Here is a 13,857-nt window from a genome sequence, read left to right as displayed (position 1 = left end):
ATGTGACAAGCATCGAAGTATTCTCGAGCATAAGACCAAACACCGACATCTCGGGCCGAGATGTAGTGTGCGGTCATGTGGTCGGATCTTTGCAGCTGGGGCCCGCCTCTGCACACGATCCAAGACCTGACGCAGCACCCCCCTGCGTGCGCTGCGGGGTTCGGCCGTTTGTCTGGGGACGCGCGTCGAACCTCGCAATTGCATCGCTGTGCTCTCCCGGTGCGTGCGCTCGCTACCCACGCGTAGACTGGTGGCAACACCCCGGAGGACCGAGGAATCGTCATGTCTGCCCCAGCTCGCACGTTTACCGTGCGCAATGTTCAGCTGTTGCGCGCCCTTTTCGCGGCGGCTTCGGCGCTCATGATCACCTTCTCGCCAGACCATTCGGCGGCGGTCGGTTTCGCCGTGTTCGGTGGTTTCGTCGCAGCGAGTGGATTCGTGCTGGCGCTCGGCGCCTGGCTTGCCGTTCCTGCTGGCTCCCGTTGGCCGCTCGTGCTCCTCGCTGTCATCGACATCCTGACCGCGATCGCCAGTGGTATCCCCACCTGGCGCACCGATGCGGCGTTCTTTGTCGTCGTGATCATCTGGCTGCGGCGACGGGTCTTGTTGAGCTTCTGGCCGGGTTGCGCGCGCGGCGCACCGATTCGGCCGCGAGGGATGCCATCACGGTCGGCGTCCTCGGACTCGTCCTTGCGATCATTCTGATCGTCATTCCTGCCGACTACGCGCAGCCGTACGCGGTGGGTGGCGAAGCACTGACGCTGAGCGGAATCATCCTTGCTGTCGGTATGTTCGGCGGCTACACCGCTATCGTCGCGGTCTTCCTTGCGATCGCCGGGTTCTCGCCGCGTCGGGCCGAACCGTTGAAGGATGCTGAGACCGCTGACGCTGCGACCGCAACGGTCGAGACTGGAGGAGCCGCGTGAGCGACAACAAGCCCAACCGCCGAGAGTTGCTGCGTCCACTGCACCTGCTGGGCATCGCCTGGTGTGCGGGATTTTCGCAGCGGTCGTCACGCTGGTGAGCACGGGTGCTTTCACATCACGCGTGAACTTGGCGATTGCTAGCGGCAACTATCACGGACTGACCCCGGTCGCCCTGGGACTCGTCGTCGGTGGAGGCGCGTTCATCGTGACACTGCTGATCATGTCGATGCTGATCCTCGCCATAGATCCCCGCGAATATCAGAGCAAGACGCTCGATCGTCCGGTGCTCTACGACGAAGAACCCGGCGAGAATCCCGCCGGGCCCTCGACCCCCGAAGCCCCCCAGCGCTAGCTGTTACTTCGCGAGCCGCTCCGCAATACCGGTGTAGGTCGCAGGTGTGAGGGCGAGCAGGCGCTGCTTCGCGGCATCCCCGATTTCGAGACCCTCGACGAACGATGCCAGCTCCGCTGCTCCCACGCGGTGACCGCGGGTGAGTTCCTTCAGCAATGCATATGGATCGCTGATGCTCGAGCGGCCAGCGATGACCTCGGCGCGGATGACCGTCTGGATCGCCTCGCCGAGCACCTCCCAGTTCACATCGAGGTCGGCGAGCAAGACGTCGCGCGCGAGCGAGATCTCGTTCAGCCCGCGGCGTAGGTTATCGAGTGCGAGCAGCGAGTGGCCGAATGCGACCCCGATGTTGCGCTGCGTGGTCGAATCGGTCAGGTCTCGCTGCAGACGTGAGGTCACCAGGGTCTGCGACAGCGAGCCGAGCAGGGCTGCGGAGAGTTCGAGGTTGGCCTCGGCGTTCTCGAAGCGAATCGGGTTGATCTTGTGTGGCATCGTCGACGATCCGGTGGCGCCTTCGACCGGAATCTGTGCGAAGTACCCGAGCGAGATGTACGTCCAGATATCGGTGGCGAGATTGTGCAGGATGCCGCCGACATGCGCGCGCGGTCGTAAAGCTCGACCTGCCAGTCGTGCGATTCGATCTGGGTCGTCAGCACGTTGAATCCGAGCCCCAGCCTCTCGACGTATTCGCGGGCGATCGTGGGCCAGTCTGCATCGGGGTCAGCGGCCAGGTGCGCCGACCAGGTGCCGGTGGCACCCGAGAACTTTGCGAGGTACTCGGACCCTGCGATCTGCGTTCGCACGCGCTCGAGCCGCGAGGCGAACACCGCGAGCTCCTTGCCCATCGTGGTCGGAGTTGCTGGTTGTCCGTGCGTGCGGGACAGCATCGCAGCATCCGCATGCTCGACGGCAAGCTCTCGCAGCTTCGCGATCACGCCATCCAACGCGGGCAGCCAGACGCTTTCGACGGCGCGCTTGACGGTCAAGGCGTAAGAAACGGAGTTGATGTCTTCACTGGTGCAGGCGAAGTGGGTGAGCTCGGCGATTTCATCGAGGCCGAGGGCGGCCAGACGATCGCGCACGAGATACTCGACGGCCTTCACGTCGTGGCGGGTGACCGCTTCCTTCTCGGCGAGCCACTCGATCTCGGCCTGACCGAAGTCGCGGTAGAGGCCGCGCAGGCGGTCTTTGTCACTCTCGGCCAGTGGCGTGGTGCCGAACAGCGAGCGGTCGGTCAGAGCGATGAGCCACTCGACCTCGACCTCGACGCGGGCACGGTTCAGCCCCGATTCGGAGAGGTAGTCGCCGAGCGGTGAGACGGTGGCGCGGTAGCGACCATCAAGGGGGCTCAGTGGCTGGACAGGGAAGGCATTCGGGGAAGTCAGGGCATTCCTCCTGATCGGGGCCCTCAAATGCGGGGCGACTCAGTTCTGGGTAACGTGCGGCTCTGACGCAGGGCGGGTTCGAGCTGGCGAAACAGGCCTCGGGTCGCGGTCTCAATCATAGCCAGCACGGAGTGGAACGTTTCCATGTCCGCGTAGTACGGGTCAGGGACGTCCATGTTTTCGGTATCGCGGTCAAATGACAGCAGCAGGGTGACCTTGCCCTCCTGGTCTTCATCACGGGCCCACTCGCGGAGAATTCTTTCGTGCGAGCGATCCAGCGCGACGACGAGGTCGCTTTCGGCGAAGGATGCCGCGGTGAACTGTCGTGCGCGATGGTGCGAACCGTCGTACCCACGACTTTCCAATGCCTCGAGTGTGCGCTGATCGGCGCGCTCGCCGACATGCCACTCTCCGGTGCCAGCGCTGCTTGACGCGATGCGAGGTCCGAGACCCTGCCGTTCTGCGAGGTCCCGGAACACCACTTCCGCCATGGGCGAGCGGCAGATATTGCCCGTGCACACGAAGATGACGCGGAAGGGCTCGGGCGGGGTCACGGATCCATTCTGCCCGCCAGGGCTGGACTTGCACAGTCCGCGGGTCTCTTTCTGCACAGTCGTGCGTCGGTACGGGCTGTGCACGATTCGTGGTTACCCCGCCTCTGCACCCTCGCTTTCCGTCGCATCCTGGACGCATGTTCAACTACGACTTAGCTGAGGCGTGGAGCGCAGACTCGCTCTTGGCCTGGTTTTCCGCGCAACGCGCTGTCGCCGAGGCAATCGATGCACTGGAGGATGGGGGTGCTGCACTGCTCCCGCTTGTCTCAGAGAGCGACTGGCATGCGCAGGGTATGCGGGCGTTGCATGAGCTGATCGTCGATCTCAAAGATCGCGTGGCTGCCGAGAGCGGCCAGCTGCACAGTCGGCTCTGGGAGCTCGAAGCGATGGAGCGGCTGTGAGCGACGACGTCAACATCACCCATGGCGGGGCGATCTCCGTTGATCCAGATGCTCTGCGGGCGGTAGCGAACGGGATGAACCTGGTCGCGGTGAAGTTCACGGATGCCGTGTCAGCGATCGGCAATGCGTACCGGATCATCGTCGACGAACCCGGCTTCAGCGATCGCATCGACACCGTGGCGCTCTGGGCCAGTAGTCAGCGCACGGGCCAGCTTCACGACGAGTGTCAGCTCGCGGCGGAGAACACGCTTTTGATGGCGGACGTGTTCGAACTCGTCGAGCTGAAAGCGCAGCTGGCGGCGTTGGCGGTGCAGGATGCCGCGGGCGCTGATGCGCTCACGGCGAGGATCGCCGAACTGGAGGCCTCGGACGAGCGACTCTCGATCATGGCGGACTACCTCGTGGGAGGTTGGGAGCAAGGTCGCTTTAAGGGTTTGGATGAGCAGTTCGACTTGGCCGGCGTGCTCGGACCCTGGGGACTGGCGCCAATAATCGCTGCGGCCGCGACCCTCGGCGTCGTCGGCGGACTCGGCGTGGTGCGGCAGGGAACGAAACTTGGCGGCACCGCTGATCCGGTCGCTGTCACTCCTCTGAAGACATCGAATCCGATCACGCCGCCGGCGAGCCTGGCGGATGCGTTCCGACGCTTCCCGAGCAGTGACGGGGCGCAGTTGAAAGTTGAGCGCTACACGATGGCCGACGGTACGAACCGGTTTGCGCTTTACATGAAGGGCACTCAGTCGGGGTACTACGGCAGTGGCAATCCTCTCGATATGAAATCGAATCTTGAGCTGTACACCAATCAACAGTCGGCGTCATATCAGGCGACCATCGAGGCGCTGGAAGCGGCAGGGGCTCAGCCAGGAGACCAGGTCGATGTCTACGCCCACTCGCAGTCGGGGATGATCGCTGCGCACTTGTCGATGGAGAGCGAATTTGACGTCAAGGTGCAAGTGACCGCCGGCAGTCCGGTCACACCGACACTGGATGGGGATCAGTTGCTGATTCAGCTCGGTCACACGGATGACGCCGTCAGATCACTCGCCGGTGGTGGATCGCCCGGGGGCACGGGTTCGCCTGACAGCTTCGTCGCCACCCGAGAGGGTTCGCCGGGTAAGCAATTAGAGGATGTGACGCTCGACGCGCACATGCTCGACACCTATATCGAGACGGCCGAGATGGTCGACGCGTCCGGAGACGTGCGTCTGCACGCCATCGAAGAGAACTGGCGCGAGCTTGCTGACGCGGTCGAGATCGAATCGACGGAGTACCGAGTCGACCGCACCGGTTGGTCGACCGAGTGATCAGTCGCGACGCGACTTCTTCTTCTGCGGTCGCAGGACGGCGCCGAACACCGCGTTGATGATCGAGATGATGATCGCGGCGACAACGCCCCACCAGAATGACCCGACCGTCAGACCCCAGCCGAAGCCAGAGGTGATTGCTGCCGTCAGCCACAGCAGGAAGCCGTTGATGATGAAGCCGATGAGCCCCAAAGTCAGGATGTACAGCGGAAACGCGACGATCTTCACGATTGTGCCGATGATCGTGTTCACGAGGGCGAAGATCGCACCAACAGTGAGCAACGTCAGCACGAGCTGCAAAGTCTCGCCGGGTGCGAACGCGGTGATCTGCACCTGCAGCGCAGGGATCAGCGTCACCACCCATAGGGCGAAGGCGTTGACGACAACTCGGATGATGAAACGCATGGTCCGATAAGTCTCGCACGGCGGATGCGAGTTGTCAGCGAATGTGTGCGCGGAAGATCTCTGCGATCTCTTTCAGGTCGATGCGGCTTTGCGCTACGGCGAGAACGAGGTCGAATGCCTCGTCGTTCGTAAACGTGAGCTCGAACCCATTGAGTCGAACGAACGCGAACGAGAGATAAAGGGAGAGCCGTTTGTTGCCGTCGAAAAGCGCGTGATTCTGTGCCAGAGAACTGATGAGCGCGGCCACCTTCTCTTCGAACGTCGGATAGGCATCGACGCCAAACATGCTCGCCGACGGCCGTGCGAGCGCAGAAAAAAGCAGGCCCTCGTCTCTGACGTGGAGTCCCAGCTTCTTGATGAGCGCGAGTGCTTGTTCGGGCTCGATGTACTCGGTCACTATTAGCGTGCTTCGTCAGGCGTCTTCGAGGCGTTTGATGGTCTCTGCGTATCGATCCGAGATTTCGTCGGCGATCGCGAGCACCCGGTCGGTCTTGGATTCGGTATTCACGAACCGGGTCGCGGCCTCGATGATCACCGCGTGCTTCGACGTGTGGCGCGCGCGCGCGATCGCCTCGAGTTTTGCATCGAGTTCATCGGGGAATCGCACATTCATAGCCATACCACAATGGTACCACTGGGGTTCGGTGGCAGACAGGCCGAACGCTCGTAGACTCAGACCGTGACCGAGCCGATTCTTCCCCGCATCCGCCCCGAGATCGCTGCTCTTGCGCCGTATAAGCAGGGCAAGCAGGCCGGAGCCGATGCCTTCAAGCTCTCGAGCAACGAGAACCCGTTTGAGCCGCTGCCGTCCGTGGTCGAGGCGCTGCAGCACGCGACTCCCATGAACCGCTATCCGGATGCCACGGCCACCCGTCTGCGCGAACGCCTGGGCGCCCGGTACGGCGTGGGCATCGACCAGGTGCATGTCGCCAGCGGCAGCGTCGCCATCCTCTATCAACTGGTGCAGGCCGCGGCATCCGTCGGCGATGAGGTCATGTACGCCTGGCGGTCTTTTGAGGCATACCCTGGCATTCCCCTGGTGGCGGGCGCTACCGGCGTGCCGATTCCGCTGACCGCCGATGCGCGCCACGACCTCGATGCGATGGCGGATGCCGTCACCGAGCGCACTCGCGCGATCCTGCTCTGCACCCCGAACAACCCCACCGGCCCGATCATCACGACCGCAGAGTTCGAAGCATTCGTCTCCCGCGTTCCGGCCGATGTGCTCATCATTCTTGATGAGGCATATGCCGAATTCGTCACCGCAGAAGACGCGGTTGATGGTCTCGGCGCACGCGTATTCGAGGCGCATCCGAACGTGGTGGTGCTGCGCACCTTCTCTAAGGCCTACGGCCTCGCTGGCCTTCGCGTCGGTTACGCAATCGGGCACGCAAAGGTACTCGACGCTGCGCGGGCCACCGGCATCCCGCTCTCGGTTACCGCCGCGGCAGAGACGGCCGCAATCGCCAGCCTCGACGCCGAGTCCGAACTCATGCAACGCGTCGCCGTGATTGTGGAGCGTCGTACCGCACTGGTGACGGCCCTGCGCGCGCAGGGCTGGAAGGTTCCGGACGCCCAGGCGAACTTCGTCTGGCTTCCCGCCGGATCTCACACCGACGAGGTCGCCGCGGCATTCGTCGCGGCTGACATCATCGTGCGGCCGTTCTCTGGCGACGGCATCCGTATATCCGTCGGAGAGCATGAATCGGTGGAGAAGGTCCTACAGGTTGCGGCATCCGTTGTGCAGACCCTCCAGCTCTCGACTGACGAGCTCGGCTAGCGTAGAACGGTGACCTCGTCAGAGCCCGATATCGTCCGCATGCTGCAAGCGGACGGTCGTTTCGCGCCCAGTCCGGCAGCCGAGCAGTACCTGCCGTTGCTTGATGCGATCAGTGACAGAGAGCTCGAGCAGTTCTACCGCGACATGGTCGTCATCCGTGCCATCGATACGCAGGCCACCAACCTGCAGCGTCAGGGGCAGCTGGCGCTCTGGCCGCCGAGCCGCGGGCAGGAGGCCGCCCAGGTGGGCTCGGCCCGCGCTGCGCGCCCGCAAGACACCCTGTTCCCCTCCTACCGTGAGCACGCCGTCGCCCGCGTTCGCGGCGTCGACCCGGTGGGCATCATCTCGCTGATGCGCGGTGTCACGCACGGCGGCTGGGATCCGACTGATCCTAAGAACGGCAATACGCGGTTGTACACGCTGGTGCTCGGCTCGCAGGTGCTGCACGCCACCGGTTACGCCATGGGCCTCACTTTCGATGGCAAGACTGGCTCGGGTGACCCCGAGCGTGACGCGGCAGTGCTCGTCTACTACGGCGATGGTGCGTCCAGCCAGGGTGATGTGCACGAGGCGATGGTGTTCGCCGCGAGCTACCAGGCGCCGACGGTCTTCTTCCTGCAGAACAACCAGTGGGCGATCTCGGTTCCGGTGGCGACGCAGACGCGTGTTCCATTCGCTCAGCGCAGCGCGGGCTACGGCATCGAGAGCATCCGGGTCGACGGCAACGACGTGCTCGCCAGCTACGCAGTCTCGCGCGTTGCCCTCGACGATGCACGCGCCGGTAAAGGTCCGCGGGCGATCGAGGCCGACACCTACCGGGTTGGCGCGCACACCACCAGCGACGACCCGACCAAGTACCGCGGAAGCGACGAAGAGCAGGGGTGGGCGCTTCGCGACCCGATCACGCGCATGCGCGCCTTCCTTACGGGCAAGGGCGCGGCAGGCACCTTCTTCGACGATGTGGATGCCGAGGCTGCCGATGCCGCAGAAGACCTCCGCGTCCGCACCCTGGCGCTCGAATCGCCGGGCCCGGGAAAGATCTTCGATCACGTCTACAGCGAGCCGCATCCGCTGATCGACGAGCAGCGCGCATGGCGCGCCCAGTACGAGTCGTCGTTCGAGGCTCCCACGCAGAATGGGGGGGCTCACGCATGACGCTCGAGACAATGCCCTTCAGCAGGGCACTAAATGCCGGCCTCCGCAAGGCGATGGAAGATGACCCGCGCGTCCTGCTCATGGGGGAGGACATCGGAAAGCTCGGTGGTGTATTCCGCATCACCGAGCACCTGCAGCGCGACTTCGGCGACAAGCGGGTGCTCGATACCCCGCTCGCTGAGTCCGGAATCGTGGGCACCGCAATCGGGCTGACTATGACCGGATTCCGTCCGGTTATCGAGATCCAGTTCGACGGGTTCGTGTTCCCCGCGTTCGACCAGATCACCACGCAGCTGGCAAAGCTGACCAACCGGCACGAGGGCACGATCACGATGCCGATCGTGATCCGCATCCCTTATGGCGGGCACATCGGTGCGGTCGAGCACCACCAGGAAAGTCCGGAGGCGTACTTCGCGCACACGCCGGGCCTTCGAGTCGTCTCGCCATCAACGCCGAACGACGCGTATTGGATGATCCAGGAGGCGATCCGATCGAACGATCCGATCATCTTCATGGAACCCAAGAGCAAGTACTGGCAGAAGGGTGAGGTCGATCTCGAGCAGTCCGCAGTGCCCCTGCACGCCTCTCGTGTGGTGCGCACCGGCACCGATGTGACCCTCGTCGGCCACGGCGCGATGGTGACGACCCTGCTCGAGGCCGCCGCGATCGCCGACGGTGAAGGCACGAGCTGCGAGGTCGTCGACGTGCGATCGCTGTCGCCGGTCGACTATGGCCCCATCCTCGATTCGGCACGCAAGACCGGCCGGATGGTTTACGCCCAAGAAGCGCACGGGTTCACCAGCCTCGGCAGCGAAATCGCTGCGACCGTGATGGAGCGCGCGTTCTACGCCCTCGAGGCGCCGGTGCTGCGCGTATCCGGCTATGACACCCCGTTCCCGCCCGCCAAGCTCGAGGGCACCTTCCTGCCAGATGCCGATCGCATTCTTGAGGCCGTCGACAGGTCACTGGCCTACTGACCCACACCCATCCGCTCCCTGAGCCTGTCGAAGGGCACCAAAAAATGAGCACGCAGAACTTCAATCTTCCTGATGTCGGTGAAGGCCTCACCGAGGCGGAGATCGTGACCTGGAAGGTCGCCGCCGGCGACACTGTCGCGATCAACGACGTGATCGTCGAGATCGAGACCGCCAAATCTCTCGTCGAGCTGCCGTCGCCGTATGCGGGTGTCATCGGCGAGCTGCTCGTCGCCGAGGGGACGACCGTAGAGGTTGGTGCCCCGATCATCAGTTTCGTGTCGGATGCTACGGCTTCTGCCGCCGCTTCGCCGGCTGCTCCGGGCACAGAAGCGGGCGGCGCAGTCCTGGTCGGCTACGGCACCGGCGCCGGTGCGACTTCTCGCCGTACTCGCCCGGCAGTGCGTCCGGTACGGTCCTCGGTCGGCGTCGTTGCGAAGCCCCCGATCCGCAAGCTTGCCCGCGACCTGGGCGTCGATCTGTCATCGGTCACCCCGACCGGCGCCGACGGCGAAGTGACGCGCGACGACGTCGTGAAGAGCGCCTCGCAGGAGAGTGTCTTCCGCAACATCGAGACCCCAGAGTGGGGAACCGTGCGCGAAGAGACCGTGCCCGCACCGAAGAGTGCGCCGGTGGGGCTTGCTCGCGGAACCGCCCCGAGTCAGGCGCGAGCATCCGACCCTTCACGCACCGAGTCGATCCCGGTGAAGGGCGTACGCAAGGTCAGCGCTTCGGCGATGGTGCAGAGTGCCTACAGCGCACCGCACGTGACGGTCTGGAAAGAGGTCGACGCGACGCGCACGATGGAGCTCGTGAAGCGTTTGAAGGCGTCGCCTGACTTCGCCGACATTCGGGTGTCGCCGCTGCTGATCGTCGCGCGCGCCGTGATCTGGGCCGTGCGCCGCAACCCCATGGTGAATGCCGCGTGGGTCGAGACGGATGACGGCGCGGAGATTTCCGTTCGTCACTACGTCAACCTCGGCATCGCTGCGGCGACGCCACGCGGCCTGCTCGTCCCCAACATCAAGGACGCTCAGGACCTCAACATGAAAGATCTCGCGCGGGCGCTGAATCGCCTCACGCTCACCGCGCGCGAGGGCAAGACGCCTCCGGCGGATCAGCATGGCGGGACGATCACCATTACGAACATTGGTGTGTTCGGGATGGATGCGGGTACCCCGATCATCAACCCCGGCGAGGCCGGCATCGTAGCGATGGGAACGATCAGCCAGAAGCGTGGGTCGTCGACGGTGAGGTGCGTCCGCGCTATGTCACTACGGTCGCCGGATCGTTTGACCATCGCGTCGTCGACGGCGACGGCATGAGCCGTTTCATCGCCGACGTCGCCAGCATCTTGGAAGAGCCGGCGCTGCTCGTCGAGTGAAACAGCCGCGGCACAGCGCCATGTTGAGAATGGTTATCATTAGCGTGTAGAGTCGCAACGTGAAGAAATCCGTTGCCGCTTTTGCGCTCGCATCCGTCTCCCTGCTCGTCCTCGCGGGATGCGCGGCTGACCCTGCGACGGGCGGCTCGGGTAGCGGGCTCATTCGGGTGACCGCATCCACGAATGTCTACGGTTCGCTGGCCGCACAGATCGGCGGCGATCGTGTCGAGGTGACCTCGATCATCGACTCCGCGAGCCAGGACCCGCATTCCTACGAGGCATCCGCTCGCGACCGACTCAGCGTCACGAAAGCCGACCTCGTCATCGAAAACGGTGGTGGCTACGACGCGTTCATCGATACGTTGCTCGACGGCTCGGATGCTCATGTGCTCACCGCGGTTGAGTTCTCGCATGATTACCCAGGCAACGAGGGGCACGGCGCCGAGCACGACCACGCCGAAGAGTCAGGTGCGCACGAGGGTCATGACCACGTCGAGGGCTTCAACGAGCACATCTGGTTCGACCCGCACACGATGATCCACGTCGTTGAGGGGATCGCCGCAGAGCTCAGCGAGATCGATCCGGCCGGAGAAGCCGACTTCACGGCTTCTGCCGATGAGATCATCGCCGAACTCGAAGGCTTCGAGACCGACCTCGAGACCCTCGCGACCGCGGCCAACGGTGCTGGCACCTTCATCACCGAGCCGCTTCCCGGTTACCTCGCGACAGCCGCTGGCCTCACGAACGTGACGCCCGATGGCTTTGCCGAAGCCGTAGAGGAAGGCAATGACGTCGCACCAGCCACGCTGCTCAAAGCGCTCGATGTGATCGACAGCGGCGAGGTAAAAGTGCTGCTCACCAACGCACAGACCGGTGGCGCCGAGACTCAGCGCGTCGAGGATGCGGCCTCGGCCGCCGGCATCCCCGTCGTCGCCTTTACGGAGCTAATTGAGGACGGATCGTCGTACGCTGAATGGATGCGCGACGCGATCCAGAACCTCGCCGCTGCACTCCACCCGTGAGCGCAGGCGAGCTGGCGCGCACCCCGGTCCTTGAAATCAAGGGTGCAGCGCTTCACCGTGGCCACCGCGAACTGTGGTCTGGTCTTGACCTGACGGTTGAGCCCGGCGAGTTCATCGCTGTGCTCGGCCCATCCGGATCAGGCAAGACGACGTTGATGCGGGCGATCCTCGGGCTGCAGCCGCTTAGTGCGGGCAGCATCCGAGTCGCCGGCGCTGCCGTGCACCGGGGTAACTCGCGGATCGGGTACATTCCGCAGCAGCGCCCGCTTCCTCCCGACACCAGCATGCGCGCCCGCGACGTCGTCGCGCTCGGTGTGAACGGCACCCGCTTCGGACTGCCGATCCCGCGCCGTGGCGACCGCGCCCGCGTCGACGCGCTGCTCGAAGGTGTGGGCGCCGCGCACTTCGCCGACCGCCGAGTCGGCCTGCTTTCCGGTGGCGAGCAGCAACGGCTCCGTGTCGGCCAGGCTCTCGCTGATGACCCGATGCTTCTCCTCTGCGATGAGCCGCTGTCGAACCTCGATCTCGCAAACCAGCTGGGCGTGACCGAGATCATCGACCGGCAACGGCGAGAACGCGGCGCCGCGGTGCTTTTCGTCACTCACGACATCAACCCGATTCTCGACCGGGTCGACCGGATCCTCTACATCGCCGGTGGCCGGTTCGTGCTCGGGACGCCGGAGGAAGTGCTCCGCAGCGAGGTCCTCACCGACCTGTACGGCACGCCTGTTTTCGTGCTGCGCGCCGGCGGACGACTCGTCGTCGTCGGAATCCCGGATGCTGAACCGCACCACGACCACGCCGACCAGGGCGAGGGCCACGACCACCACGAGTTGGGGGATGGCGCATGAGCGCCCTCTGGCAGACCGTCAACTGGAACGACGTCTTCTCCTTCCAAGACTACGGCGCGCTCGTTGCCCTGCTCGCGAACTCGATCATTGCGGGCGCCGTCCTCGGCATCGTCGGCGGACTGATCGGCGTCTTCGTCATGCAGCGCGACCTCGCCTTCGCCGTGCACGGCGTCAGCGAGCTGTCGTTCGCGGGTGCCGCGGCGGCACTGCTGTTCGGCGGCAGTGTGGTCGCGGGCTCGCTCGGCGGCGCGTTGCTCGCCGCGATCCTCATCGGAATCCTCGGGTCCAAAGCGCGCGACCGCAATTCGATCGTCGGTGTGCTGATGCCGTTCGGCCTTGGCCTCGGCATCCTGTTCCTGTCGCTTTATGACGGGCGCAGTGCGAACCGCTTCAGCCTGCTCACCGGGCAGATCGTCTCGGTATCGAGCCCCGACCTCGGCTGGCTGATCGGTATCAGCACGTTCGTGCTCATCGGACTGCTGCTGATGTGGAACCCGCTGCGGTTCGACTCCCTCGACGCGGTCGCAGCCAGTGCCCGCGGCATCCCGACCAGGGCGCTGAGCCTCGCGTTCATGGTCCTGCTCGGCCTTATTGTCGCGGTCAGCGTGCACATCATCGGTGCGCTGCTCGTGATGGCGTTGCTGGTGACTCCTGCTGCTGCGGCCATGCGCGTCGCCGCAGGACCGCTCACCGTCCCGCTGCTGGCTGCCCTGTTCGGCTTTGTGTCGGCGGTGGGCGGCATCCTGCTCGCCCTTGCCGGCACGCTCCCGGTGAGCCCGTACATCACCACGATCTCGTTCCTCATCTACGCCGGATGCTGGGTTGTGCAACGCGCACGCAACCGGGTGCGCCGCTCCTCCCAGCCGTCGACTAGCCTCTCGGCCTAGACTCGGAACATGGCTCAGCGCAACACATGGCAGCGCGAGCGAGTGCGTGACGCGCTCGCCGATGCGCATGGTTTCGTGAGCGCGCAGAGCCTGCACGCCACGCTCCGCGAAGAGAACACCGGCATTGGTCTCGCGACTGTGTACCGGGCTCTCGCCGGGCTTGCGTCGGCCGGCGATGCCGACTCGCTGCAGAGCCCCGAGGGGGAGGCTCTCTACCGTGCCTGTTCGACCCAGGGCCACCATCACCACCTGATCTGCCGATCCTGCGGACTGACCGTCGAGATCGAGGCGAAGGACGTCGAGGCATGGGCGCATCGCACCGCCTCGCTGCACGGCTTCAGCGCGGCCGAGCACGTCGTCGATATCTTCGGGCTGTGCACGGCATGCACTGACCGGCGCGCGGCGGCCGGGGAAACCGTTTCCGAGTGATCACCGGTACCTCGACACGCCAGACGGCCGCTGAGCGTCACGGTGACC

General features: G+C 64.6%; 16 protein-coding genes and 2 pseudogenes. 13 read left to right on the top strand and 5 right to left on the bottom strand.

Annotated elements, in window-relative coordinates:
• Positions 1-282 precede the first annotated feature (282 nt).
• From DC31_RS13690 to DC31_RS19690, 3 genes are all read left to right on the top strand, one after another.
• Complete coding sequence (locus DC31_RS13690) at positions 283-705, top strand: hypothetical protein (RefSeq protein ID WP_235201523.1); 423 nt, start codon at positions 283-285, stop codon at positions 703-705.
• The gene (locus DC31_RS19695) at positions 624-926 is read left to right on the top strand and encodes a hypothetical protein (protein ID WP_235201522.1); all 303 of its coding nucleotides are present in this window, start codon (positions 624-626) and stop codon (positions 924-926) included. The genes DC31_RS13690 and DC31_RS19695 overlap by 82 nt, the downstream gene beginning before the upstream one ends.
• Before the next feature lie 121 nt (positions 927-1,047).
• Positions 1,048-1,278 carry a hypothetical protein gene (locus tag DC31_RS19690; protein WP_235201521.1) on the top strand — a complete coding sequence of 77 codons (231 nt, stop codon included), beginning with the start codon at positions 1,048-1,050 and terminating at the stop codon, positions 1,276-1,278.
• Between the two features lie 3 nt (positions 1,279-1,281).
• On the opposite strand, the pseudogene purB reads toward DC31_RS19690, so the two are convergent.
• Together purB and DC31_RS13675 are read right to left on the bottom strand one after the other, a co-directional pair.
• Positions 1,282-2,663: pseudogene (gene purB, locus DC31_RS13680) on the bottom strand (adenylosuccinate lyase).
• 23 nt (positions 2,664-2,686) lie between these two features.
• Positions 2,687-3,217 carry a low molecular weight protein-tyrosine-phosphatase gene (locus tag DC31_RS13675; protein ID WP_036281265.1) on the bottom strand — a complete coding sequence of 177 codons (531 nt, stop codon included), beginning with the start codon at positions 3,215-3,217 and terminating at the stop codon, positions 2,687-2,689.
• 137 nt (positions 3,218-3,354) lie between these two features.
• Here DC31_RS13675 and DC31_RS13670 point away from each other — a divergent pair, with 137 nt between their 5' ends.
• Both DC31_RS13670 and DC31_RS13665 read left to right on the top strand, forming a co-directional pair.
• Entirely contained in the window at positions 3,355-3,618 is a 264-nt protein-coding gene (locus DC31_RS13670) for a hypothetical protein (RefSeq protein WP_036280901.1), read from the top strand.
• Entirely contained in the window at positions 3,615-4,922 is a 1,308-nt protein-coding gene (locus tag DC31_RS13665) for a hypothetical protein (protein ID WP_036280899.1), read from the top strand. The genes DC31_RS13670 and DC31_RS13665 overlap by 4 nt, the downstream gene beginning before the upstream one ends.
• Here the strand turns inward: DC31_RS13665 and DC31_RS13660 are convergent, their stop codons facing one another.
• From DC31_RS13660 to DC31_RS13650, 3 genes are read right to left on the bottom strand one after another with little or no spacing between them, the layout of a single operon-like run.
• On the bottom strand, positions 4,923-5,327 hold the full coding sequence (locus tag DC31_RS13660; protein WP_036280897.1) for a phage holin family protein: 405 nt from the start codon (positions 5,325-5,327) through the stop codon (positions 4,923-4,925).
• A gap of 34 nt (positions 5,328-5,361) precedes the next feature.
• Positions 5,362-5,724 (bottom strand): type II toxin-antitoxin system death-on-curing family toxin, encoded by a 363-nt coding sequence (locus DC31_RS13655; RefSeq protein WP_036280895.1) that lies wholly within the window; start codon positions 5,722-5,724, stop codon positions 5,362-5,364.
• A gap of 15 nt (positions 5,725-5,739) precedes the next feature.
• Entirely contained in the window at positions 5,740-5,946 is a 207-nt protein-coding gene (locus DC31_RS13650; protein WP_036280893.1) for a ribbon-helix-helix protein, CopG family, read from the bottom strand.
• A 60-nt stretch (positions 5,947-6,006) separates the two neighbouring features.
• Here DC31_RS13650 and DC31_RS13645 point away from each other — a divergent pair, with 60 nt between their 5' ends.
• From DC31_RS13645 to DC31_RS13610, 8 genes and pseudogenes are all read left to right on the top strand, one after another.
• Entirely contained in the window at positions 6,007-7,107 is a 1,101-nt protein-coding gene (locus DC31_RS13645) for a histidinol-phosphate transaminase (RefSeq protein ID WP_036280891.1), read from the top strand.
• Positions 7,108-7,146: 39 nt separating this feature from the next.
• Entirely contained in the window at positions 7,147-8,262 is a 1,116-nt protein-coding gene (locus tag DC31_RS13640) for a thiamine pyrophosphate-dependent dehydrogenase E1 component subunit alpha (protein ID WP_051607043.1), read from the top strand.
• On the top strand, positions 8,259-9,239 hold the full coding sequence (locus DC31_RS13635) for an alpha-ketoacid dehydrogenase subunit beta (protein WP_036280887.1): 981 nt from the start codon (positions 8,259-8,261) through the stop codon (positions 9,237-9,239). The genes DC31_RS13640 and DC31_RS13635 overlap by 4 nt, the downstream gene beginning before the upstream one ends.
• Positions 9,240-9,283: 44 nt before the next feature.
• Positions 9,284-10,620, top strand: a pseudogene (locus DC31_RS13630) (dihydrolipoamide acetyltransferase family protein).
• 59 nt (positions 10,621-10,679) lie between these two features.
• Positions 10,680-11,642, top strand: a complete 963-nt coding sequence (locus tag DC31_RS13625; RefSeq protein WP_036280885.1) for a metal ABC transporter solute-binding protein, Zn/Mn family — start codon at positions 10,680-10,682, stop codon at positions 11,640-11,642.
• On the top strand, positions 11,639-12,493 hold the full coding sequence (locus tag DC31_RS13620; protein ID WP_235201520.1) for a metal ABC transporter ATP-binding protein: 855 nt from the start codon (positions 11,639-11,641) through the stop codon (positions 12,491-12,493). The genes DC31_RS13625 and DC31_RS13620 overlap by 4 nt, the downstream gene beginning before the upstream one ends.
• Positions 12,490-13,380 (top strand): metal ABC transporter permease, encoded by an 891-nt coding sequence (locus tag DC31_RS13615; RefSeq protein ID WP_036280883.1) that lies wholly within the window; start codon positions 12,490-12,492, stop codon positions 13,378-13,380. Before DC31_RS13620 ends, DC31_RS13615 begins: the two co-directional genes overlap by 4 nt.
• 9 nt (positions 13,381-13,389) lie before the next feature.
• Entirely contained in the window at positions 13,390-13,809 is a 420-nt protein-coding gene (locus tag DC31_RS13610; RefSeq protein ID WP_036280881.1) for a Fur family transcriptional regulator, read from the top strand.
• The last annotated feature ends 48 nt before the right edge of the window (positions 13,810-13,857 follow it).

Origin of the sequence: Microbacterium sp. CH12i (assembly GCF_000685355.1) — a bacterium.
Taxonomy (GTDB): Bacteria; Actinomycetota; Actinomycetes; order Actinomycetales; family Microbacteriaceae; genus Microbacterium.
The sequence above is the reverse complement of the archived record's forward strand: the minus strand, read 5'-3'. Positions and strand labels throughout refer to the sequence as shown.